Origin of the sequence: Streptomyces sp. NPDC058985 (genome assembly GCF_042740985.1) — a bacterium.
Taxonomy (GTDB): Bacteria; Actinomycetota; Actinomycetes; order Streptomycetales; family Streptomycetaceae; genus Streptomyces.
On the sequence record NZ_JBHYJX010000037.1, the window covers coordinates 11,706 to 32,736 of the forward strand.

Here is a 21,031-nt window from a genome sequence, read left to right on the forward strand (position 1 = left end):
AACACCGCCCCGGCTTCCGTCATACGGTGCCCCTACGAGCAGCCGGCCCCCGCCCGGACCGCCCTCCTACCCCCATCCGATCAACGTCACAAAACTTCAGAAGCCACCACCCTCTAACCGCACTCGCGCGACCCCGCCCCGAACTCCCGGGCACACCGCAACCACCCCAGCACCTGGGACGAGGTAGCTCAGAAGTTTTGTAATCGATCACTGGAGTGGGCACACTGTGCGGTATGGACGCATGGGAACTGCTGCACACCTGGCTGAACGGCTCCGTGCTGCGCCCCTCCACACGCGCCGAATACACCCGCGAGATCGGCTTCTTCCTCACCTGGTGCGACCAGCAGACCCCGCCCGTCGACCCCATCACGGCACGCCCCAAAGACATCGCCGCCTGGGCCGCCCACACCCACCTCGCCCCCTACCTGGACGGCCGGCCCTTCGACGGACCCGACGCCCTCGCCTGGCTCGCCCAGCACCACCCCGAAGCCGCCCGCTCCCACGACCGCCGCATCACCGCCCTCACCCAGTACTTCGAAGCCGCCCACAGCCAGCAGCTCATCACCCTCCCCCCGAACCTCACCGCCCTACGCTCCGGACTCATCAGACCCGCCGGCGCGAAGAACAAACTGGACCGCATGGAACGGGCCACCCTGTTCGCCGTCATCGGCATGTGGGGCCCGGACCGCTCCCGCTTCTACCAGCGGGACCGCCTCGCCGTATGGCTCCTCCTCGAAGGCCTGCGCCCCGCCCAGGTCGTCCGCGTCGACAAACGCCACCTCTACCCCCAGCCCGACGCCACCTGGCAACTCCGCGCCCCCGACGACCACGAGAACGTCGGCAAGCAGTTCGTCCTCGAACCGCTCACCGGCGCCGCCATCACCGAATACCTGAAGGTACGGCCCGAACCCGCCGACCCCGGCGAGCATCGGCTGCTGCTGAACAAGGACCGCCATCCGTTCCAGTCCCGCTGGGTCAACAAGTTGGTCGGGCAGATGACCGCCACCCACCCCCTGCTTGCCGTGCGCCGCCCCGACCCGGAAACCGGCGAGCCCCGGCCCCCCGTCACCGCGGACACCATCGCGCACACCGGGTACTGGGACACGCCGCCGGCGGGCTAGTCAGCGTTGTGCGAGCAGGCGTGCGGCACGCTCTCGGCGCTGATGTTCCTTGCGTTCCGCGCGCGCCTTGGCGGACTGCTGACGCGCCTTCTCCCTCGCTGCCGGCGAAAGGACGCGGGCGACAGTCGTGGGGTGCCACTTGCCGCCTCGTTTGCTGGGCAGGCCTTCGGCGTTGGCCCGGGCGGCGATGGCGCGGACGCCGAGGCCTTCCTCGTCCCGCCAGCGTTCCATCTGCTCTGCGATGGCGTTCTCTCGTTCGTCGACGGTCAGCTCATTGTCGACGGCGCGCCGCCCGAAGCGGGGTGAGCCGTAGGCGTATCCGCCCTTGGCGCCTTTCGCTGCGCGTCCTTCGGTGAGGCGCTTGATGATGAGGCCGCGGTCGAGTTGGTGGAAGACGCCGCGCATCTGGCGCATGGCGGTGCGCATGGGGTCGGAGGCGTCGTCTTCGAGGTGTTCGCCGTGGTCGGCGGTGAAGACGCGGCCGCCGATGGCCCAGACGTAGGAGAGGACGGCTTCCTGGACGGTGAGTTCGCGGGCGAGTCGGTCGAGGTTGGGGGCGAGGATGCCGTCTGCTTTGTTGTCGGCGATCCATTGCAGGGCGTCCATGAGGCCGGGGCGTTCGTCGATGAGCGTGGTGCCGGACTTGCCGGCCTTGCTGTCTCCGTCGGTGACGACGTGGACGATGCGGACGCGGGGGGTGGTCTGGAGCTTGGCCCACTTGCGGCCGTCGGATTCTTGGGCGTCCAGGCCGTAGCCGTCCACTGCTTGGCCGGCAGTGGAGACGCGGCGGACCAAGACCAGGCGCAGGGTGGGGATGCGAGGCTCCGTCATACCTGGAGCGTACGCAACTATGGACATAGTTGTTACACGTGACTACGCGACCTCGGTTGCATGGGTATGCAGAGCTATACGGGCACCATTCTGGGGGCCTGCCGGACGCTTAGCACACGTTATGCGCGTCCCCTGGCTTGATCCTCCCGAACCCGTCGCATCACCGTCACATGGCAGACGCCGTAGGACTTCGCGATCTGGTTCGCCGACTCGCCCGCCTTGTACCGCCGTACGATCTCCGCGTCCGGCAGATCCATCCTGCGGTGTCCGAGCGGAACCTTGACGCCGGCGGCCGCCACCCGACGCGACACCAGGTTCGGCTTCACGCCCAGTTCCCTCGCCAACTGCTGGAGCTCAACCCGCTCATCCAGGTACCGACGGGCCAGTTCCGTGTCGGACACTGGCAACTCGATCTTCCGGCCAACCCTGCGGGGAACGTCATTTCGCTTGAGGACGGTGATGATCGTGGACTCGCCGCACCCGTACGCCTCGGCGATCTGCACGGTGGACTCTCCCGCCCGGTAGCGAACGCAGACCTCCGCAGCCGGAAGCGTATCGACGAGGTATGTAGCCGGCGGAAGCGATGTCCGTCCCGAGGTCGCCCCTCTGACGAGCCGAGAGACCTGAGCCTTGCTGAGTCCCGACGCCTTCGCGGCCTGGGTCTGCGTGGCGCCGACGTCGACAGCGTGCGCCACGGCCTGGTGCAGATTCTTCCGGGTGGTCATCTTGGCTTCTACGCTGCGTGCGTTCCTGTACTGGCGAGCCTGGTTCGGGATGGCGGCGAGGGCCTGCGCGACCCGCGCGGGATCGAGGTGCTGGGGCATGGACTCACCGTGCCACGGATCAGCGGAAACGTTCCCCCCTGCCTCGTCGCCCGAGGGAAGGAACATTTAGAACGAGCCAGGCGTTCAAGTTCCCCCTTACCCGTACATGGGGCGTGGGCTGAACCCTCATCAGGAACGGCTTTCCCCTGTGATGTTGAGCCGAGGGACCCCTTGCGATCAGTTCCTTACAGGGCTTAAGGTCTCTTCATGGAGAAGTCCTATGGCATCGAAGCCGCCCGCGCCAAACTCGGCGACATCGCCGACCACACCCGCGCCACAGGCCGAACCGTCAACCTCACCCGGCACGGCCGAACCGTCGCCGTCATCGGACCCGTCGACGCGGTCAAGCCGTCGGGGGGCGTGGAAGTAACGCTGTACTTCCCGCACGCCGAACTCACCCGCGTCCTCCCCGTCCTCCCCCGCAAAGGCGAGACGTTGGTGCAAGACGTCGAACTGGGGCCGGAAGAGGAGACGGAGGCCCACTGGTCCGTCACCGAGGTCCAGTGGCACATGTCAGCCAACGGCTACACCACGGTCGGCGTCAGCCTCGACCCGGTCGACGACCACACGAAGGAACTTGTGGTCCGCCTGGAAGCCGAGCGTGTAGCGGCCGCCCGCGCCCACTCAGCCAAGATTCACGAGATGCGGGAGTCCATTCGGGCGAACCGACCCGGCCCTGTTGACGAGACACCTCTCCGCGACGCGCTCGCTCGCCAGGACGAGGTCATGCGCGCCAACCGGGAACCCGCCGACCGCGCCACCGAGACGTGAGGACACCGTGAGCCGCTTCATCAACCCGCCGTTCCTCCCCACCGAGAAGACAGACGAGGAGATCCGCCAGTACTGCCTGGAGCAGGTTCGAGCGCAGCTCGGTACTGCCATCGGCGGCCGGCACAACGAGGACGCGCTGGTGCGGGCGACTCAGTTCGCGACCATCGCCCAGGCGTTCCGGCCCATCTGCACCCACGACGACGAGAAGTGAGGACACCGACCATGAGCGTCAACTACTACGCGTTCGGGCCTTTCCCCGGCGGCCAGCCGGACGGAGAGGGACTGCACATCGGCCAGTACGTCCACGGGCACCGCTTCCTCATGCGTGCCCACCCCGAGCAGAACCTCACCACCCTCGCCGACTGGCTGGCGTTCCTGCGGCAGCCGCAGACCGTCATCCGCGCCGAGCACGGCGTCCAGTACAGCGTCGAGGAGATGGAGGCCACCATCCGCGAGCGGGAGACCGCAGGCGGATGGCCGCGCAGGGACCGCTGGGTCCACGGTCGCGAGCGGGACGGCTACCACGTCGACCCCGAAGGCGTGGAATTCTGCGCCAACGAGTTCTTCTGACCCACAGCGCCAGCGACGCCCCCGGCCAGGGAAAGTGGCCGGGGGCGTCGTCGTACAGGCTACTGGGCGAGACTCACGCCGGGCGGCCCAGGGACCAGCCCTGAACCTCTGACAGCCGCCCCCGCCACAACGCATGCTCAATGCCCTGCGGTACGTCCCCCTGAAGCGTCCCCCGGTAGTTGGTGATGACCAGCGCCTTGCGCAGGTGCACGAAGTCGGACAGTGCCCCCTCCAGGTTCGGTCGGTTCCTCTCCTCGACCGCCTTGAAGAGCTTGCCCAGATCCTCGCCACTGCCCCCGACCGACTTGAGGAGAGCCTGGAGTTCCTCCTGCCACTGATCTCGACCGATCAGTTCCCCGCATACCGGGGTGCCGCCGATCAGAAGCGTCACAGTCAGCGAAGATCCCTTGACTTGCGGCTTGTCCAGGAAGTCCACGAGTGTACCCAGGTAGACGTCATCAACCGTCTCGTTCTGCTCTTTACTCATGCGCTACCCCGCCCTCTACAGGCACCAGTGGGCCCGTTGCCCACGGTCGACCTGAATGGATCAACGCTACCCGCGAGCACCGACAACGCGAACTAGATGCCCGGGATATCTGTGCGGTGGAAGTTCTGCCAGGAGCGGGAGGCGGTCGGACCGCGCTGCCCCTGATACCGGGACCCGCGGACCTCGCTGCCGTACGGATACTCCGCCGGCGAGCTGAGCTGGAACACGGCGAGCTGGCCCACCTTCATGCCCGGCCACAGCTTCAGTGGGAGGGGCGCCAGGTTGCTGAGCTCCAGCGTGACGTGCCCCTCAAAGCCCGGGTCGATGAACCCCGCCGTCGAATGCGTGATCAGCCCCAGCCGCCCCAAAGAGCTCTTGCCCTCCAGCCGCGCCGCCAGCGTGTCCGGCAGCGACACCCGCTCCAACGTGGCCCCCAACACGAACTCCCCCGGATGCAGCACGAACGGCTCCCCCGCCGGCACCCGCACCTCACGCGTCAGATCCTCCTGCCGTACCGCCGGGTCGATGCAGTCGTGACGGTGGCCCTCGAAGACGCGGAACGTGTCGTCCAAGCGGACGTCGATGGACGCTGGCTGCACCATCGCCTCATCGAACGGGGTGACGCCGAGCTGGCCGGCGGCTATCGCGGCCTGAAGGTCTCTGTCGGAAAGGAGCACGCCGCGAGCCTACGGCCGACACGGCCAGCACCTTCCCCCCTACCGGCCGGCCCGCCACGCCTCCAGCGAGGCCGTGCACACCACGCACAGCGGGTTCCCGCCCAGCCCATACCGGTGCGTCGGATGCTGGCAGCCCCGACACGGCCCCACCTGCGACGGCGCGCACACGGGCTGAGGAGGAGCAGGTCTGTCCGCGAGGGTGTCCATGCGCGCATCGTACGACCCGGCAGGGGGGAACACCGGACCCCCACCCCCGGGAAACTAGGGGTACCGCCCTTCCCCGCGATCGGAGCCCCTTCCCATGCCCGAAACTCTCGAGCCCGTCTTCCGCAGCGACGTGACCGCACAGCTGGTCAAGCACAGCGCGACCGACTCCGACGTCCTGTTCGCCGCCCGCGTCTCCACCATCGGCGAGCAGTCCCTGGCAGAGCTGGACAAGCAGCCCGACCGGTCGAAGGGCCTCATCAACTACCTGATGCGGTCGAAGCACGGCAGCCCATTCGAGCACAACTCTATGACCTTCCTCGTCAGCGCCCCGATCTTCGTCTTCCGCGAGTTCATGCGTCACCGCGTCGGCTGGTCGTACAACGAGGAGTCCGGCCGCTACAGGGAGCTGGACCCGGTGTTCTACATCCCCGGCCCCGACCGGAAGCTGGTCCAGGAGGGCAAGCCCGGCCACTACCAGTTCGTCGCCGGCACCGACGAGCAGCACAAGCTGGTGAACGCGGCCATGGAGGACTCGTACCGGCAGGCGTACGCCGCGTATCAGCGGATGCTTGCCGCGGGTGTCGCGCGGGAGGTGGCCCGGTCGGTGCTGCCGGTGGGGCTGTTCTCGTCGGCCTATGCGACGTGCAACGCGCGGTCGCTGATGCACTTCCTCGGGTTGCGCACCACCCATCCCGACGCCGCGGTCAAGTCCTACCCGCAGCGGGAGATTGCGATGGTCGCCGAGCAGATGGAAGCGGCGTGGGCGGAGCTGATGCCCCTCACCTACGCCGCGTTCAACGCCAACGGACGCATCGCCCCCTAACCAGATTCGCACACCAGTTCAGACAGAAGGCGGCCCAGTCGGATCCTGCAGTGCATCATGCAGAACACGCCGGTGCTGCGCCCGGACCACCATCACGATCCGCTGCACCACCAGACCGGCAATCACCAGCAGCAGCAAAGTCCGGACCGTACGCAGCACCATGGCAGGCGCCCCGTAATCCCACACGTTGATCGCGACCGTGTACGCGCCCAACGCGCCGATCGCCAGCGTGAACGTCATGATGTGCCGGCCCACCACCGTGGACCGCCACGGTGCGAACCGGTGGTAGACAATCCCGAACACGAGGCTGCACAGGGCGACCAGACTCGAGGCTGCAAGGTTGGCGAGCTGCGCGCAGTCCATTAGCGGGGGCCTCCCTCGAAGGCTTGGCGGAAGAGTTCCGCGAAGTGGTTTTCCTCCCGCTGGGTCGCCAGTCCGGCGACGACGCGGGCAACGACCGGGCGGTGCGCTTCCAGCGCCTGGCGGGCCTTTTGGGCGCGGGACAATGCCGATTCGGCTGCCCGCTGCCCGTCCGACTTGGTGGCCTTTTCCGGGCGCTGCGGGGCGGGCTCAGGACGGCGGCGCAGCAACCGACTGATCCATCGCATCCCCGGGCACCTCCCCTCGTATTGCGCGGAGGACATGGTCGGCGACCTTGGCGAGTTCCACCAGCTCACCGACCTGTCGTTGCGCTTCGATGCGTGCGGCTTCGCTCTCTCGGTGCGCGGCCTGCCACGTGTCCCGTTCGGATGTGACGTCGGCGACGCGGGCGTCCCGGTCCTTGCGGACGTCCTCGAGGACGGACCGCGGGACCAGGTTGCCCCGGAGGATGAGCAGCACGATGAGGGTGACGATGGCCCCGGCCCCGCCCGGCAGAAGGACGTTGACGGCCGACAGGTCATTCACCGCTGCCGCTCCTTGCAGTAGTGGGGTACGCCGGCGTCGCTGCCAGTCGACGCCGCGCGTACCGGGTGGGCATGGTCAGGCGGCGCTGCGTACGGAGCTGCTGGCGCCGACGTCCTGCGCCTTGCCGGACACGCCGGTCGGCTTCCACAGGCCGAAGTGCGCAAGGACGCCGGTGGCGAACGACACGGCCCACAGGACCAGGGCGGAGCCGACCTGGTAGTCGTCGCCGGCGTTGGCGAGTTCCACGAGGAAGCCGTTGGCGGCGGTCAGGGCGAGGAGGAGCACGGCCTTGGTTCCAGCGTGGGTGACGCGGGTGGTGACGAGGCCGACGAGGACCGGGAGGACAACGCTGATCGCGAGGCCGAGCCAGTACGCGCTGTCGAGATTGGGCTGCATAGCGGGGGTTCCTACTTCCAGTAGAGACCGCGCAGGTAGGCGGTCGTGAGCTTGACGGACTTCTGGTCGTCCGACTTCGCCGGGTAGTAGATGACCTCGAAGCGGAGCTTCTCGGAGGCGACGATCGAGCCGGCGTTGTGGAAGTCGGCGAAGGTGCTGCCGTCGGTGCCGATGCGTTCGAAGATGGGCCCGGTCCAGCGGGAGCCGTCCGGACGGTAGTGGTAGAAGCGTCCCTGGAACGTCGATCCGGCGGGCAGGGTGGCCTGGACGTGGGCTGTGGCGGTGTAGTGGGTGGCGCCGGTGAGCAGGTCGACGCCTTCGATGGGCAGGGTCGTCCACTTGCGGGGAACGATGGTGCGGTCCGTGGTGTCGTAGCGGCCGATCGCGTGCGGCACGTCGTCCTCCTCCTGCTGGGCGGGCGGCTTGGTGGTGCTCGTGGAGCCGGTGCTCCATGAGGCGGGGTGCTTGAGGCGTTCGGCGACGTCCCGGCGGAAGGCGTTCATGTCGAAGCTGCCGCGTCCTTCGACCGGCCCGTGGGGGTCGATCTTTCCGGGCTGCCATTCCTTGTGGCCGATGACGGAGGCGGCGCCCCACCCGTGGGCGCGGCAGATCGCGGCAGCCCATCGGACGGCGGCGTCGTACTGGACGGCCGGGTACTGGTCCTTGCCGTTGCCGAGGTTGACGATCTCCAGGCCGTAGAAGTGCCGGTTGCCGTCGGTGTTCGCTTCGTTGTCGGCGGGCAGCGCGGTCTCGTTGACGACCGCGCGGAGGACGTCGTCGTCGCCGGAACCGGCGTGGTTGGCGCGGCCGGCGGAGACCATGTACAGCTTCCCGGACTTGCCGCCGACGGTGTGGCAGAGCGGTCCGGGAAGTTTGGCGTGGCCGTTGTAGCAGAGGGCGACGGAGGAGTCCTCGCCGGAGGACACCGTGTGGTGGATCATGACGCCGTTGACGGGTCCCCAGGAGCCGACGTGGTTGCGGTTGTGGCTGCGCCACGACTTGTACTCGACCGTCTTGCAGCCCTCGGCCTTCAGTGCGGCCAGGAACGCTGAGGCGGACAGGGGCGTAGCCATCAGGACTCCTTGAGAAGAGGGGTGACGCGCGGAACCTTCAGGCGGTCCCAGGCGGTTTCGTCGGGGATCCCGGACACGTCACCGGCGCCCTTGGGACGCAGCGACTGCTGGAACGACGCCCAGGCGGCCCGGTGGGCGTTGGTCCAGTCCGGGCCGAGGCGCTTGCCGTGCGGGTTGTGGCCCTCGGCGGTGAGGCGGGCGCCGGCCGCGGCGAAGGCGGGGCTGTAGCGGCCGCCGTGGAAGAAGTCCGGGCCGGGGTAGGGCTCGTGCTGGTCGCCGTTGTCGACGGTCGTGGCGGGTTCGGCGACGGGCGCCGGTTCGGCGTCGGGGCGGGCCGGGACGGGGGCGGGCTTGGTACGGGCAGCCGTCTGCTCGCCGTCGTGCTTGGGGTCGGGCATGGCCCGTACTCCTAGACTCCCCGCGCCCAGGTGAATGTGTGGCTGGCCGCTGTGGTGCGGTCGTCCCTCGGCAGTGGAGCAGGTGGGGCGGAGGGTCGCCCTGTGGTCAGGCTACGGGCTGGCGGGAGGGAGCGTTCCCCCTCGCCAGCCGTGCGCGGTCTATTCCTCGATGGGCTGCGGGTCCAGCTTCTCGGCGGTCAGGATCCGGCAGTCATTGCCGCAGCAGCCGTCCGACCCGCACACCACGCGGATGAACGCCAGCTGCCCGTTGTTGGAGTAGAACATCGGGATCGCGACGATGACGTTCTCCTGGGGGCATCCCGGCGTCACGCACGCAGCGGTGATCGAATACCAGGTCTGCGGTTCCCAGTCGATGACGTCAGGGTCGGGGACCGGGTCCGGGGTGGGCGGCGGAGCGTCATCCGGCGGTGGCTCGGTCGGGGCCGGCGGCGGGGGCTCCACAGGGATCGGATCCATCTGTGTGGACTCGGCAGACTCGGGGGCTTCGATGGGCCCTGCGGTCTCCGCGGACTGCGTGGTCTCTTCGCTCATGATCCAATCACCATCCAGTTTACGATCGTCGCTGTCGTGTTCTCGCGGTTGACCCAGACGAGCATGCTGCTTGACGTCACGGAGGAGACGCCGACGCCGGTAACACCGCCTGCTCCGACGGGCGCGCGGACTCCGGGGACGGTGGTGGCGGCGGTGGCGTAGCCGCGGAACGTGGTCCCCTTCAGCGCGGTGAAGGACACGGAGGCGCTGGTCGGGGTGTGCGCTGCCGAGGGGGTGATCGTGGTGGTGCCGGTGACGATGTTCCCCGCGGTCATCATGCCCGCGATGTTGGTGTTGCCGTCCTTGTCGACGGTGAACCGGTTTGCGGCATCCCGCAGCAGCCGCAGCAGGAACCCGGTGTGGGCGGTCGCCGCCTCGAGGTAGATGCCGCTGAACGCGGACGCCGGGGAGACGACGGCGAGGCGGCCGTTGCCGAGCGTGGCCAGGTTCGGCTCCACGATGTAGCTGGTGTTCAGTGCTGTGTTGTCCTGGTTGATGTACGACAAGTTTGCGAGGGTGCCGTCCATGTAGATCCGGCCGCCGATCACACGCGGCGCCGGCGTGGCGTCCACGGCGACCCGCTCAATGACTGTGGCATCCCGGAACAGGCCAGACCGCCACAGCATCTTCGTGTACCCGTTCGCGGGGAACGGGCCGGACACCATTTCGATGTTGGCGTCGCCCGCGGTCAGTTCGGAGACGGCGACCGTGGCGTTGCTCGTGCCGGACGCGTTGTACAGCTGTATCGCCGGGTAGTCGAGGTTCGGGTTGAGCCACATGACGGCCCCGGTCTCGCCCTTGACGAGGAGGCCGCGCGCGGAGAGTTCGTTGACGGTGACGTTGTCCGCGTTGTAGCCCAGGATCTTGTTGGCGTCGCCTTCGTTGAGGGTGATCCGTTCACCGGACAAGGCGGTCTGGATGAGCGCGCCGGTGATGGTGGTGCCGTTGATCTCGCCGCCGGTGATGGTCTTGCCGGTGATGGCGGCGGCGTCCAACTTCACGGCCGTGATCGCCCCGTCGGCGATGTTCACCGAGTTCACCACGCCCGTCGGCACCGTCTCCACCGTGACCAGGTCAATCTGTTGCACGCCGCCCGCTGTCGCCCCGTACAGCAGCCGGATCAACGGCCGCAGGTAGCGGACGTCCGCGTGCACCAGACCAGGCGTCTTAGGGTCAGGGCGGGGGGTTCCCGTACCGTTCACGCCTGCCGCGGCGGCCCCCTTGAGGTAGCCGGTGAAGGTTGACCAGGCCGTCCCCGCGGTGATGGCCTGATTGCTGGCCGCCACGTAGTGCTGGAGGGACACCGAGTCATCGCCGGCGGTGTTGACCCGGGTGGTGCCATCGGCGGCAATTCCCGCCAGGCCCAGGTAGACGGTCGGGGTGCCCGTGGTCGGTGCGACGGTCGTCCGCAGGCGGACTGTCACCTTGTACAGGGCGTCCGGGTCGAACGGGATGTTCTGTCGGCCTTCGAGTGCGGTGCGGCCGCTGACCTCAAAGACGGTTCCGCCGGTGCCTGCGTCGGTGACACCGGTGAGGACCTGCCAGGTTCCGCTGTCGGCTACCTGCTGCCAGGTGCTGGCGTCGGCCATCGAGTCGGTGAGTTTCTGCCCAATGGACTGGGCGATGCCGACGGTGAGCGCGTTGGTGGTGACCGCGCCCGCGGCTATCTTGCCCGCAGTGATGGCGTTCGCGGCGATCTTGTCGCTGGTCACGGCGAGTGCATCGAGTTTCAGGGTGGTGACCGCACCGGATGCGATCTTGTCGGCGTTGACGGCGCCCGTGTCGATCTGGAGGGCTTGCACAGCCGCGGCCACGATCTTCGGGGTGGTGATCGCGTTGTCGGTGATTTCGGTGGTGCCGATGGCGCCGGCGGCTACCTTCGCCTGCGTGACCGCATCGTCGGCGAGTTTCGCTGTGGTGACGATGCCGTCGAGGATGTCGGTGGCGACGACCGGCGCGGGGCCGAGCGGCCCGGCCTGCGCGGTCGGATCGGATGCCGTCCCGGAGGTGTTCCGGGCGATGAGCCGTACGTAGACGGGCTCGCCGCAGGCGACGACGACGGTTCCACCCTGCGGGGTCTCGAACGTCGTCTTCAGCGTCTCCAGGCTGGCGGTGAAGCCGTCCTCGGTGGAGGCGTGGACTTCGACGCGCTGCCAGTCCAGCGGCGGCACCGTACCGTCGGCGAAGCCGCCGTTCCAGGAGACGGTGATCCCGCCGAGGACCGAGCCGAGGACCGGCGCCGTCGGCGTAGGAGGCGGGGGCCCGTTGACGATGTTCACGGCGGTGGTGCCGTCGCCCTGCACGCCGAGGATCGCGCGGAGGCTTCCGGTGCCGTCGCGGACTTGGAGGGCGTTGTTCTCGATGCTGCCGCCGTGCGCGTACCGCTGCCCCTTCTCGATGTTCTTGATGCGCTGGTCGAGGCGAGCGAGTTCCTTAGCGAAGTCTCGGGGCATGGCTAGGCGGCCTCCGCAGGTCCGTAGTGGTAGGAGTCGGCGCGCTTCAGAGTGAGGACGGCCTGGTCGGGGGATTCGGTGGGCCGGTAGGAGTCCGAGATGATCCGCGCCCACCCCGTCCAGGACGTCCACTGGTTGTTCACGGTGACCTGGACGTCGTCGCCGATCTGCCAGGATCCCAGCGGCGCGTTCGGATGATGCCGGACGGTGATCGTCTCGACCTGACCCATGACCTTGCGGCGTTTCAGTTCCGCGGCCGCGCGCTTCCCGAGGACGTCGTTGCCGTTGACGGTGGGCAGAGCAAGGATGGCTTCCATCCGCAGCCCGCCGTCCCGGGAGGGGGCTTCGGCCCGGCGGGTGGCGGTGCCTTCACCGGAGCCGGTGGCGATGACGACGTTCGCGAAGTCGTCGCCACTGTAGGTGACGGGGGGCGCGTCGATGATGTTGACGCCGGTGCGGAAGCTGATATCGGTGCGGCGGGTACCGAGCCGCGGATACCCGAGGCGGAGACGCTTCTCCACGGTGCCGTTGGTCAGGTAGCGGCTGCCGTTCGTGTACTGGGGTGCGCCTTCCTCGGACACCAGGTCGTCCAGGTGGTCGCCCAGATTCGGGTTCTCGTACCAGTTCGAATGCCACGGCTCGTCCGGCGTACCCACCGTGATCTGCGAGGTGGTGGAGTCGACGACGACGCCCAAGTTGCCGTCGGGCTGGGACTGCGCGTACGCCCACACATCCCGGATCACCTTGCACGGGTCGGTGTACGTGTACGGGCCGCGGTCGGCGAGTTCCCCGTGGGTGTCGTGGCGTTTCGTCAGGTAGGACGACCAGCCGGCGGCTTCGATCTGGTACTCGCCGTCCTGCGCGGTCAGGTCCCAGATGAGGCCGCCCCAGCGGAGGTAGCCGTCGGCCTCGGCGTAGATGACGGCCTTGCCGGGGATGAGGGCGTCCACGTTGGCCTTCACGAACCGGGGTGCGAGGGTGCCGCGGAGTTCCCCGGGCCCGTTCAGCTCGTTGCCGAACTCGGCTTGCGACAGGGGCAGGGCAGGGTGGAGTTGCACACCGGTCAGGGCGTGCTGCGTCCAGAACCGCCACCGGCCCACTACAGCCGTCCCTCAAGGAACTCGACGTCGATCTTGAAGGTGGAGCGGGAGTCCACACCGATCATCCCGTCGTTCAGCGGGTCGGTCCGCATCCGGGACTTGATCGGCTGGTTCGTGCCGCGCATCGCCGCACCCGCGGTAGTGGTCAGGTCGATCGTCTCAACCATCTCCACGTTGACGCGGCGGGCGACGTTGCCCTGGTTGTCGTCGATGAAGACTTCCTGGAAGGCTTCGACCGTGCCGAGCATGAACCGGAACGCGCCGAAGACGTCTCCAGTGGACAGCCGCAGCCCGTTCACCGAGAAGATGACCTTTGCGGTGGCCGCCCAGGAGGGGATCGCCAGCGTCGCCAGCGTGACGTTCGGATGGGTCTTCCACGTGGACGACGTTCCGGAGATCTCAACGACCGGTCCGCCGGGCTGGTAGTACGGGGTCAGGACCCGGTCCCGGCGCGGGTTGGCGACCTGCCGCAGATCCTTGATCATGGCGTTGGTGATGGTGGCCGTGGACGACGGTATGTCGATCCGGGCCAGCGGCACCGCGGAATATCCGGCGGGCACGGTGGTCGCCGACGAGGACACATTGGGGATGACCTCGAAGAACACGATCGGATCCACTTCGGGATCGCGGGTGCCCTCGAACTCGGGGTCCTCCACGCGCAGCACCAGCATGTCCGACCGGCCAGTGCCGCCGGTCGCTGCGATGTCCACGGTGTCGGAGCCGATGTTGTACGCGTTGTAGTAGCCCTGCGTCGGGGAGTACTTCCCCGCGATGACCGCGGAGCCGTCACCGATCTGCACCCCGGCCCCGGGCGTGGACAGGGCGGTCACCTTGAGGTCGCTGCCGGTGGTGACGCCCTGGTTGTCCCGCGCCAGATCTTTGATCATCATGCGGAACTGCTGCGCGCTGTGCTCCGCCCCCAGCGTCGCGATCGGGACAGGTACGAGTGCCATCGGGTATCTCCTCAGAGGGCCTTGTACGCCGGCCACCACGTGACGGCGAGGGAGCTGGTCAGGGTGGGGTCGGTCGCGTTCCAGTGGATCTCGTTCAGCCCGGGATCCAGCCGGAACAGGTCGATGCGGGACTGCGCGGTCAGCGGCATCCCGCCGCCGTTGCTGCGGAGGACGGTCCGCCAGCCGGGCCGGGTGTCGATCTCCACCCAGTCCCCGTCGGCGATGGAGCCCTGAACGGTCAGCGTCCGCCCCGACCCCACATGCTTGATCGTGGGGTTGGCGCACGGCCCGGTGATCCGCAGCACCGGCCACGTGCCCGCGGTGCCGCCGACGTCGATGAACCCCGGCCGGCCGACCGCCCCGGCCGTGTACTCGATCGTGAACGGGAACATCAGCGGGAACGTCAGCCCGCCCTGGGTGAGGGATCCGAGGGGCATGGACGTGGTCTGCTGCTCGTCGTAGAACAGGTGGTCCTGCCCGGTGAACTCGATGTCCAGGGGGATCAGGCCGTGCTTGGCCTGGGTGAGGTCCGGGTTCAGGGCGCGGATACGGCCGCGGACCGTCCGCGCCGGCCGTCCCACGAACTTCAGCCGCAGGTCGGTCGTCGCCCCGCCTGCGAGACGGACGGATTCGTCGTCGGCTGCGTTCTGAAGCTGCTCGTGGACGTTGAGGGCGCCTTCCTGGTCCCCCGGGAGCTTGATGCGGGCGTCGATGCGGATGGTGCGGCCGTTGAACAGGTCCGGGCCCAGCCACAGCCCGTCCTCCCCCGGCGGCTCCACATCGGCGGTGCGCTGCGGCGCCCTACCGAGACCCTCGATCGCGGCGATGACGACCGGCGTGCCGCGGCCGATGAGGATCCCGGCGAGTTCGTGCTGGCCGTCTTCGAGTTCCACGGGTGTACTCATCCGCGCGCCCCTACTCCGCCGCGGGCTAGGCGCCGCAGCTGGTATCCCTGCCGGGTTTCGATCTGCCGGGCGAGGTCGCGGTCGGACTGGCGTTCGCCGATGTGGAAGTGGGATTCACCCACGAGGGGGCCCTGCTCGCGGATGATGACGACCCGGCCCGCGTTCCCGTCGGTGAGGCCGAGACCGAAGCGGGTGGCGACGTCCCCGAGGACCCGGGTCGCCGAGCCGCGCTTGTTCTGCCCGAGGGGGATGTACGCCTCACCGTGCGTGGACGGCTCCGCGAACCGGATGATGCCGCCCTGCGTGGCGTACAGGCCCGCCCGGATGCCGCCGTCCGCGTACGCCTGGTGCTTGTTGGCCTTCGTCAGGTCGGCGAGGAACTTCGCCGCCTTCGACCCCAGGCTCTTGCTGATCTGCGCTTTGGCCTTGTTCGCGACCTCGATGATGACGTCCTCACCGAGGCCGGTCTTCCCGGCGACGTCGTGGATCCCAACTGTCTTCGCGGTGATCGCGGCAATGATCTGGATCAGGGCGCCCATCTGCTCAGAGGTGAGCTGCGCCTGACGCTGCTTCACTTCGTCGTTGGCCTTCTTCGCCTTGCTGCTGCTGCCCGCAGCCTCTGCGGCAAGGTCCATCGCGGCCTGGTCGCCCTGCGACGCCAGCTGGGACGCGAGGGAGCCGTAGCCCATCGCTGCGAGCTTCACCAGGTTGTTCTGGAAGATCTGGTTTGTGGCGGTGTCGTGGTCCAGCTGCGACGTGAAGTCCGAGAGCCGCGCGCGGGCTTCCTTCTCCAGGTTCCGCAGAGCGATAGACATCTGGGCGACGTACTTGTCCGTGCCCGTCGCCATCTTCGCGGCGATCTTCAGGCCGTCCTCGCCCATCCCCGCCAGGGCGCGGGCCACGTCGCCGCCGGCCCGGTCGGCGACCTTCTCCAGGTTCCGGTTCCAGGCGGCCGTGGCCTCGCCCATCTTCCACAGCTTCTTCTCGACCGCGGCCAGGTCGTAGTACTCGACCGTCTTGCCCTTGACCTTCTTCGTCTTCTTCCCCGCGGCCGCCGCATCAGAAGCAGAGTACAGGGAGCCGCTGACGGGGTCGTACTGCCAACCGTCGATGCCGCCACTGGCGTTCCACTGGATGGAGGCGGGGTCGCCGCCGAGCCGGCGGACGGTTTCCTCGGCGATGGCTCTCGAGCGGGGCCGCTTCGACGGCGCGAAGGGGATGTAGGCTTCGCCGCCGGTTTCGGGTTCGGCCCACATGCGGTAGGTGGGCTGGGCGATCTGCGCGACGTGATTCTCCCGCATGCCGCCCTCAGCGAAGCGCTGCACGCGGGCGGGCCCGTAGATGTTGCCGTCGGCGGAGCGTCCTGCGGTGGACCCGTAGTAGGTGCCGGACGGGGGCCCACCCGGGGAGCCCTTGATCTTGTAGACGGTGGTGTAGGTGACCGTCACCGACCGGTTCTTCAGGCTCGCGATGGCACCGGCAAGGCCGGCGACGTTGGAACGCTGGCTGCCGGTGGGGACGCTGATGACGACGTTCTTGCCCTTCGTCGCCTTGATCTTGAAGCCGAGGGCCTCGAGCTGCTTCCTCGCCTCCCCCGTCGGCGCCTTCATCGTGATCGTCTTGCCGTTGGTGGAGGCGACCTTCGCCTTGACCGCTTCCAGGTCGCCGATCGCGTCCTGGGTCTCCGCCGACAAGGCGATGGTCTTGTCCGTGAGACCGTCCCGGGCGGCTTTCACCCGGTCCAGGCCCGACTTGGCGCTGCCGGTTTCCGCGGTCACCTGGAACCGCCCGTCGGGCAGCTCCTTGACCTTGTAACCCATTTCCTCCAGCAGGGCGACCGCGTCCGTGGTCAGCGCGGACACGGTCACGGACTTCGCGTTCGGGGTCTTCTCGATCGCGGCGATCACCGAGTTCAGGCCCGTGATGGCGTCCTCGGTGCGCATCTCCAGGACCGTGGACTTTTTGTCGGGGATCTTCAGGTACTGGTTGGCGAGGACCTCCGCCTGCTCCGCGGTCAGGCCCATGTCGCGGGCGGCCTGCACGAACGTGTCCCGGCCGTCGGTGTAGATCCCGTTGACGTACTCCCACGACTTGCCCTGCTCCCGAGCGGCCGCCGCCGCCGCATCGGTGTTCGCCGCCAGATCGGACAGGGCCTTCTCCGCGTCGCGGGCCTTCTGCGACCCGAGGTCGAGCTCACCGCCGCGCATCTTCAGCGCGCCGGCGTTGTCCTTCACGGCCTCCGTGACGTCGTCGATGGACTGCTCGAACGCGCTCATCGCGGAGCCGCCGGCCCGGTTGACGTCGTTGAGGGCTTGCAGGGACTGCCGCAGCCCGTCCGCGGACGCCTTCTGCGCAGACAGCTTCGCTGCCGTGTCCTGCGCGGCCTTCCCGAACACGCCCTGCGACTGCGCGGCCAGCTCCGCCTCGAACGCCTGATCCGCGAGCGCCGACTTGTAGCCGTCGAGCTGCGCCTCCAGCTCCTTGCGGGACATGCCCTGCTTACGCATGGCCTCGCCGATCCGCTCCAGCGCGGCCGCCGCAATATCGCCCTTCCCGGACTTCACCAGGTTCGCGAGGGACTCGTCGACCGCGTCCAGGTCCTCCTTGGCCTCCTTGACCGGCGTGGAGTCCATGCCGACGAGGGAGGTGAGGAACTGCTGGGTCTTGTCGAGGTTGGAGGGGCGGGCGAGGGTGCGGAGGCTGTCGGCGAGCCCTCCAAGGTCCTGGCCGAACGCGCGGGCGGCTTCGCCTGCAACTTCGCCGGTCTGGCCGAGTTTGCCGAGGCTGGTGGTGAGCTTGTCGACGTCCGGCGGCGCGGACTTCCCGATGTCCGCCAGCTGGGTGAAGACGACCGCGACGGCGGCGATACCGGCGACGACGACGGACGCCTTGGCGGCCACGCCGAGGGACAGGAACGCGGCGCGCAGGCCGGCGAGTCCACCGCCTGCGGCTGCGGCGGTCGCGGCCAGCCCGGCTATCGCCGTACGGACCGCGCCGATACCGCCCGCGATGGCGGCCGCGCCGAGCCCGGCGAGCTGGAGAAGCTTGAGGGCGGTCGCTGTCTGAAGGATGATCGCGACGAGTTCAGGGGGCAGCGCGGCCACGAGTCGGGCGGCGGCGGTGACGAGGGTGAGCATCGTCGGCCCGGCCTCCGCCGCACCCTCGGCGAGGGTGCCTACCGCGTCCCCGAGCGCATTCAACGCTTCCCGTGCTGCGGGCCCGTTCTCCCGCAGGTAGGCGAGGATCTTCCCGATCACGCCCGCGTCGGCGTCGCCCTCGGACACCATCCGCAGGAGATGAACGAGCTGGTCGGTGAAGTCGTCGAGCTTCGCGTCGGTGAGTTCCGCAACCCGGTCGGAGAACGCGTCGAAGCCGGGCGTGGAGACGGCGCCGCCGGCGACGTTCATCAGGCGGTCCATCTGCCCGGAGAACGACTGCACCTCCCGGCTCATGTGCGGGATGAGCTCCTCGAGGACCGTGAAGCCCTTCGCGACGGGCTCCATCGTCCAGTTCGACATGTCGTCGGACCAGTCGGAGAACGTGCCCTTCAGGTTGGAGAGGGAGATCGCGGCCTTCTGCGTCTCCGGCGGCAGGTCGGCCAGGACCTTCTGGTAGGCGAGCTGCGCCTCCATCGCCTCCTTGGAGGCTTTGCCGTTGTCGCGGACGGCTTCCTGGTACTTCTTCTCCGCGTCGGCGACCTCGGACATCGGCTCGATCTGCCCGGCCAGCGCGATCCCGAAGGCGGTCGCCGCGCCACCGGTCGCGGCGAACATGCTGGCGAGCGGTGCGAGGTTGGCGGCGACACCGGCGATGAGAGGGATGGCCGCGGTAGCGATGGGCAGCAGGCCGGCAAGTCCGAAGTCCGCTCCCCCGCCACCGCCCCCTCCACCGCCGGGGGACGGGAGAGGCAGGCGCAGACGGCTGGTGTCCGGCTCTACCCGTACGCGGATGGTCTGGTTCATCGACGCCCACCGCACCGCTGCGGTCACGTCCCGGCGTAGCTGCATCGGATCGGCGAGGCCGATGGGGATTTCGATGCGGTGCCCCCACGCCGCCCACCGCACCGCGTCCTCGACCTCGCGCCGTAGCTGCATGGCGTTGCCGAGGCGGAGGTTGACGGCCAGGCCCTGACCGGCGCCGGCCGCTGTGAGGGCGGAGGTGACCTCGCCGCGGAGGTGGTCGGCGTCCAGGTCGAGCCGGACTGCGAGGCCCTGTCCGGACCCTGCCGCGCTGAGAGCTGCGGTGACGTCGGAGCGGAGGTGAGCGGCGTCGATGTCTAGGCGGACCGTGATGTCGCTCGCGGCGGCCGTGCGCAGGAGCGCAAGCTCTTCCCGGGCTTCCTTGATGCGGTTCTTGAGCTTTCGGGCCTCCGACGCGGAGTCTCTCAGGGTCTGCTTGAGGTCAGAGCCCTGCCCTGTCAGGCGTACCGACAGATTCCACTCGGACACGGGCGGGCTCCTCTCTTACTGGCGGCGGTGGGACTTCTCGAGTTCGAGGGCGGCGGCGACGCTGGTGGGGATGAGGGCGACTTTCATGCCGTGGGCCTCGTCGCCGTCGGGGAGGGTTTTCTGCCGGTCCTGGAGGATCTGGCAGCCGATGCAGCGGTGGGTGGTGGCCCGGTAGGCGTCCTCGTCGCCGCCCACTGCCTCGTCCCATTCGTCGGGGCGGGTGCCGCAGGTCTGGCAGACCTGCTTGAGGTAGTGCAGGTAGGCGCGGGCTTTGCGCCGGTCGAGGTCAGACCAGGTGCCGTCTCCGTGACCGCGGAACCGCGAGTGCGGCATGCCCCACTGGTGGCAGAGCTCCATCTCGGCACGGAAGTCGGCATCGTCGATCAGTCTTTTCCCAGGTCGGTCCGCTTGCGCTGTTGTACGGACCAGGCCGCCCCCCACAGGGCTCGCCAGTCCTCGAGCGGCCATGTCGTCATGGCCTGCTGCGCGTACTCGAGGGGCATGCCGTCGGTGTTCGCGGCGGCGATGAGAGCGGGTGCGAACGTGTCGTGATGGAACTCGGCGCTACTGTTCTCCGCTTCGTCTTCCTCGGTCGGCGGGTGCTTGGCGAGTAGCTCTCGGAGTTCGCCGTGCTCGATGGCCCGGAACGTGAGGGTGACCGTGGCCCTCTCGTACTCCTCGCGCGCGGCCGCGAGGGCGTTCTGCTCGTCGCGGGCCTGCTTGCGGACCAGGGCCAGAGCCTCCTTGTCCGCGTTCTTGTCCTTGCCGACGGCGTCCGCGTAGTCCTGCGCACGGTCGGCGTTCTGCTTGGCCGCCTGGTAACGGTCGCGGACGTCGGGGTCCGCGCACAGGCGGAGGACCTGGGTCGGCTTGGGCATGCCGTCCAGCTGCTTCTGGATGGCGTCCCACGCGGTGCTGGTCATTCGGGGCTCTCCTGAGGGAAGGCCCGGCCGGGCGCGCGGCGCCCTTCCCAAGTACGTCGGGCCCGGCCGGGGGCTGGTGGGGTGCGGCCGGATCAGGACGACGGGACGGTGGCGTTCAGCAGCGGCCGGTCGGTGATGGAGAACCGGACCATCAGCTTCGCGGCCTCGTTGTCGGCGGTGATCGCCGGGGAGTTGGAGGCGACACGCACCGGGTAGACGTCCATGCCCTTGGTGGACGGCGCCTTGCCCTTGCGGCAGATGATGATGAAACCGGTCGTGCCCTTGGCGAGGTCCTGCTCGAGGGTGTCGTCGACATCGTCCTCGTAGAAGGTCAGGGAGGAGTCGGCCGCGGAGTCGTCGCCGGGGATCTTCGACACGAACGTGGAGTCCATGTCCGGGGTTTCGATCTCCTGGTTCTCGATGGAGAACCCCTCGACGGCGGCGATGTCCTTGGTGTAGTCGGTGGCGCCGGTGATCTCGGCGGCGGTGGGGAGGTATCCGGTGTCGGTGATGGTGTCAGTGAAGAGGATCTTCGTGACGCCCTTGCGGTTGAAACGCGGCATGCTGGGCCCCTTGCGGATGCGGGGCCGGTCGAGACCCCTGCTACACGTGT

At 68.5% G+C, this 21,031-nt stretch carries 23 protein-coding genes; 5 read left to right on the forward strand and 18 right to left on the reverse strand.

The annotated features are described in order from the left end of the window. Positions 1 to 233 precede the first annotated feature (233 nt). Positions 234 to 1,121 carry a hypothetical protein gene (locus ACFW01_RS27435; RefSeq protein ID WP_384507652.1) on the forward strand — a complete coding sequence of 296 codons (888 nt, stop codon included), beginning with the start codon at positions 234 to 236 and terminating at the stop codon, positions 1,119 to 1,121. Here the strand turns inward: ACFW01_RS27435 and ACFW01_RS27440 are convergent, their stop codons facing one another. After that, a complete protein-coding gene (locus tag ACFW01_RS27440; protein WP_384507655.1) occupies positions 1,122 to 1,952 on the reverse strand; it encodes a recombinase family protein in 831 nt (276 codons plus the stop codon). It lies immediately after the preceding gene. Positions 1,953 to 2,071: 119 nt separating this feature from the next. After that, complete coding sequence (locus ACFW01_RS27445; protein WP_384507658.1) at positions 2,072 to 2,776, reverse strand: hypothetical protein; 705 nt, start codon at positions 2,774 to 2,776, stop codon at positions 2,072 to 2,074. A gap of 207 nt (positions 2,777 to 2,983) precedes the next feature. Between ACFW01_RS27445 and ACFW01_RS27450 the strand changes: the two genes are divergently transcribed. The 3 genes from ACFW01_RS27450 to ACFW01_RS27460 are packed head-to-tail and all read left to right on the forward strand — an operon-like array spanning position 2,984 to position 4,117. Next, positions 2,984 to 3,547, forward strand: coding sequence for a hypothetical protein (locus ACFW01_RS27450; RefSeq protein WP_384507661.1), 564 nt, complete (start codon positions 2,984 to 2,986; stop codon positions 3,545 to 3,547). 7 nt (positions 3,548 to 3,554) lie between these two features. Then, positions 3,555 to 3,758 carry a hypothetical protein gene (locus ACFW01_RS27455; protein ID WP_384507664.1) on the forward strand — a complete coding sequence of 68 codons (204 nt, stop codon included), beginning with the start codon at positions 3,555 to 3,557 and terminating at the stop codon, positions 3,756 to 3,758. Between the two features lie 11 nt (positions 3,759 to 3,769). After that, the gene (locus ACFW01_RS27460) at positions 3,770 to 4,117 is read left to right on the forward strand and encodes a hypothetical protein (RefSeq protein ID WP_384507666.1); all 348 of its coding nucleotides are present in this window, start codon (positions 3,770 to 3,772) and stop codon (positions 4,115 to 4,117) included. 73 nt (positions 4,118 to 4,190) lie between these two features. Here ACFW01_RS27460 and ACFW01_RS27465 read toward each other — a convergent pair whose 3' ends face one another. Continuing rightward, positions 4,191 to 4,604: a hypothetical protein gene (locus tag ACFW01_RS27465; protein ID WP_384507669.1), complete on the reverse strand. Its 414-nt coding sequence runs from the start codon at positions 4,602 to 4,604 to the stop codon at positions 4,191 to 4,193. 92 nt (positions 4,605 to 4,696) lie between these two features. Continuing rightward, positions 4,697 to 5,281, reverse strand: a complete 585-nt coding sequence (dcd, locus tag ACFW01_RS27470; RefSeq protein ID WP_384507672.1) for a dCTP deaminase — start codon at positions 5,279 to 5,281, stop codon at positions 4,697 to 4,699. 301 nt (positions 5,282 to 5,582) lie between these two features. Between dcd and thyX the strand changes: the two genes are divergently transcribed. Then, on the forward strand, positions 5,583 to 6,311 hold the full coding sequence (thyX, locus tag ACFW01_RS27475; protein ID WP_384507675.1) for an FAD-dependent thymidylate synthase: 729 nt from the start codon (positions 5,583 to 5,585) through the stop codon (positions 6,309 to 6,311). A gap of 18 nt (positions 6,312 to 6,329) precedes the next feature. On the opposite strand, the gene ACFW01_RS27480 is transcribed toward thyX, so the two are convergent. The 14 genes from ACFW01_RS27480 to ACFW01_RS27545 form a co-directional block, all read right to left on the reverse strand. Next, positions 6,330 to 6,674, reverse strand: a complete 345-nt coding sequence (locus ACFW01_RS27480) for a hypothetical protein (RefSeq protein WP_384507678.1) — start codon at positions 6,672 to 6,674, stop codon at positions 6,330 to 6,332. 207 nt (positions 6,675 to 6,881) lie between these two features. Next, positions 6,882 to 7,217: a hypothetical protein gene (locus ACFW01_RS27485; protein WP_384507680.1), complete on the reverse strand. Its 336-nt coding sequence runs from the start codon at positions 7,215 to 7,217 to the stop codon at positions 6,882 to 6,884. 75 nt (positions 7,218 to 7,292) lie between these two features. Next, the gene (locus ACFW01_RS27490) at positions 7,293 to 7,613 is read right to left on the reverse strand and encodes a hypothetical protein (protein ID WP_384507683.1); all 321 of its coding nucleotides are present in this window, start codon (positions 7,611 to 7,613) and stop codon (positions 7,293 to 7,295) included. A gap of 11 nt (positions 7,614 to 7,624) precedes the next feature. Further along, positions 7,625 to 8,686, reverse strand: a complete 1,062-nt coding sequence (locus ACFW01_RS27495) for an N-acetylmuramoyl-L-alanine amidase (protein WP_384507686.1) — start codon at positions 8,684 to 8,686, stop codon at positions 7,625 to 7,627. Continuing rightward, on the reverse strand, positions 8,686 to 9,084 hold the full coding sequence (locus ACFW01_RS27500; protein ID WP_384507689.1) for a hypothetical protein: 399 nt from the start codon (positions 9,082 to 9,084) through the stop codon (positions 8,686 to 8,688). The genes ACFW01_RS27495 and ACFW01_RS27500 overlap by 1 nt, the downstream gene beginning before the upstream one ends. 159 nt (positions 9,085 to 9,243) lie before the next feature. Continuing rightward, positions 9,244 to 9,636 carry a hypothetical protein gene (locus tag ACFW01_RS27505; protein ID WP_384507692.1) on the reverse strand — a complete coding sequence of 131 codons (393 nt, stop codon included), beginning with the start codon at positions 9,634 to 9,636 and terminating at the stop codon, positions 9,244 to 9,246. Next, positions 9,633 to 12,089, reverse strand: coding sequence for a hypothetical protein (locus ACFW01_RS27510; protein ID WP_384507695.1), 2,457 nt, complete (start codon positions 12,087 to 12,089; stop codon positions 9,633 to 9,635). Before ACFW01_RS27510 ends, ACFW01_RS27505 begins: the two co-directional genes overlap by 4 nt. Positions 12,090 to 12,091: 2 nt before the next feature. Further along, positions 12,092 to 13,147, reverse strand: coding sequence for a hypothetical protein (locus tag ACFW01_RS27515; RefSeq protein WP_384507698.1), 1,056 nt, complete (start codon positions 13,145 to 13,147; stop codon positions 12,092 to 12,094). Between the two features lie 41 nt (positions 13,148 to 13,188). Then, positions 13,189 to 14,142, reverse strand: coding sequence for a hypothetical protein (locus ACFW01_RS27520; RefSeq protein WP_384507701.1), 954 nt, complete (start codon positions 14,140 to 14,142; stop codon positions 13,189 to 13,191). Between the two features lie 11 nt (positions 14,143 to 14,153). Further along, on the reverse strand, positions 14,154 to 15,047 hold the full coding sequence (locus ACFW01_RS27525) for a phage distal tail protein (RefSeq protein ID WP_384507704.1): 894 nt from the start codon (positions 15,045 to 15,047) through the stop codon (positions 14,154 to 14,156). Then, a complete protein-coding gene (locus tag ACFW01_RS27530) occupies positions 15,044 to 19,495 on the reverse strand; it encodes a hypothetical protein (protein WP_384507706.1) in 4,452 nt (1,483 codons plus the stop codon). The genes ACFW01_RS27525 and ACFW01_RS27530 overlap by 4 nt, the downstream gene beginning before the upstream one ends. A 15-nt stretch (positions 19,496 to 19,510) precedes the next feature. Beyond that, positions 19,511 to 19,852, reverse strand: a complete 342-nt coding sequence (locus tag ACFW01_RS27535; RefSeq protein WP_384507708.1) for a hypothetical protein — start codon at positions 19,850 to 19,852, stop codon at positions 19,511 to 19,513. Between the two features lie 26 nt (positions 19,853 to 19,878). Continuing rightward, entirely contained in the window at positions 19,879 to 20,418 is a 540-nt protein-coding gene (locus ACFW01_RS27540) for a hypothetical protein (protein WP_384507711.1), read from the reverse strand. A 92-nt stretch (positions 20,419 to 20,510) separates the two neighbouring features. After that, positions 20,511 to 20,981: a hypothetical protein gene (locus ACFW01_RS27545; protein WP_384507714.1), complete on the reverse strand. Its 471-nt coding sequence runs from the start codon at positions 20,979 to 20,981 to the stop codon at positions 20,511 to 20,513. Positions 20,982 to 21,031: the final 50 nt, after the last annotated feature.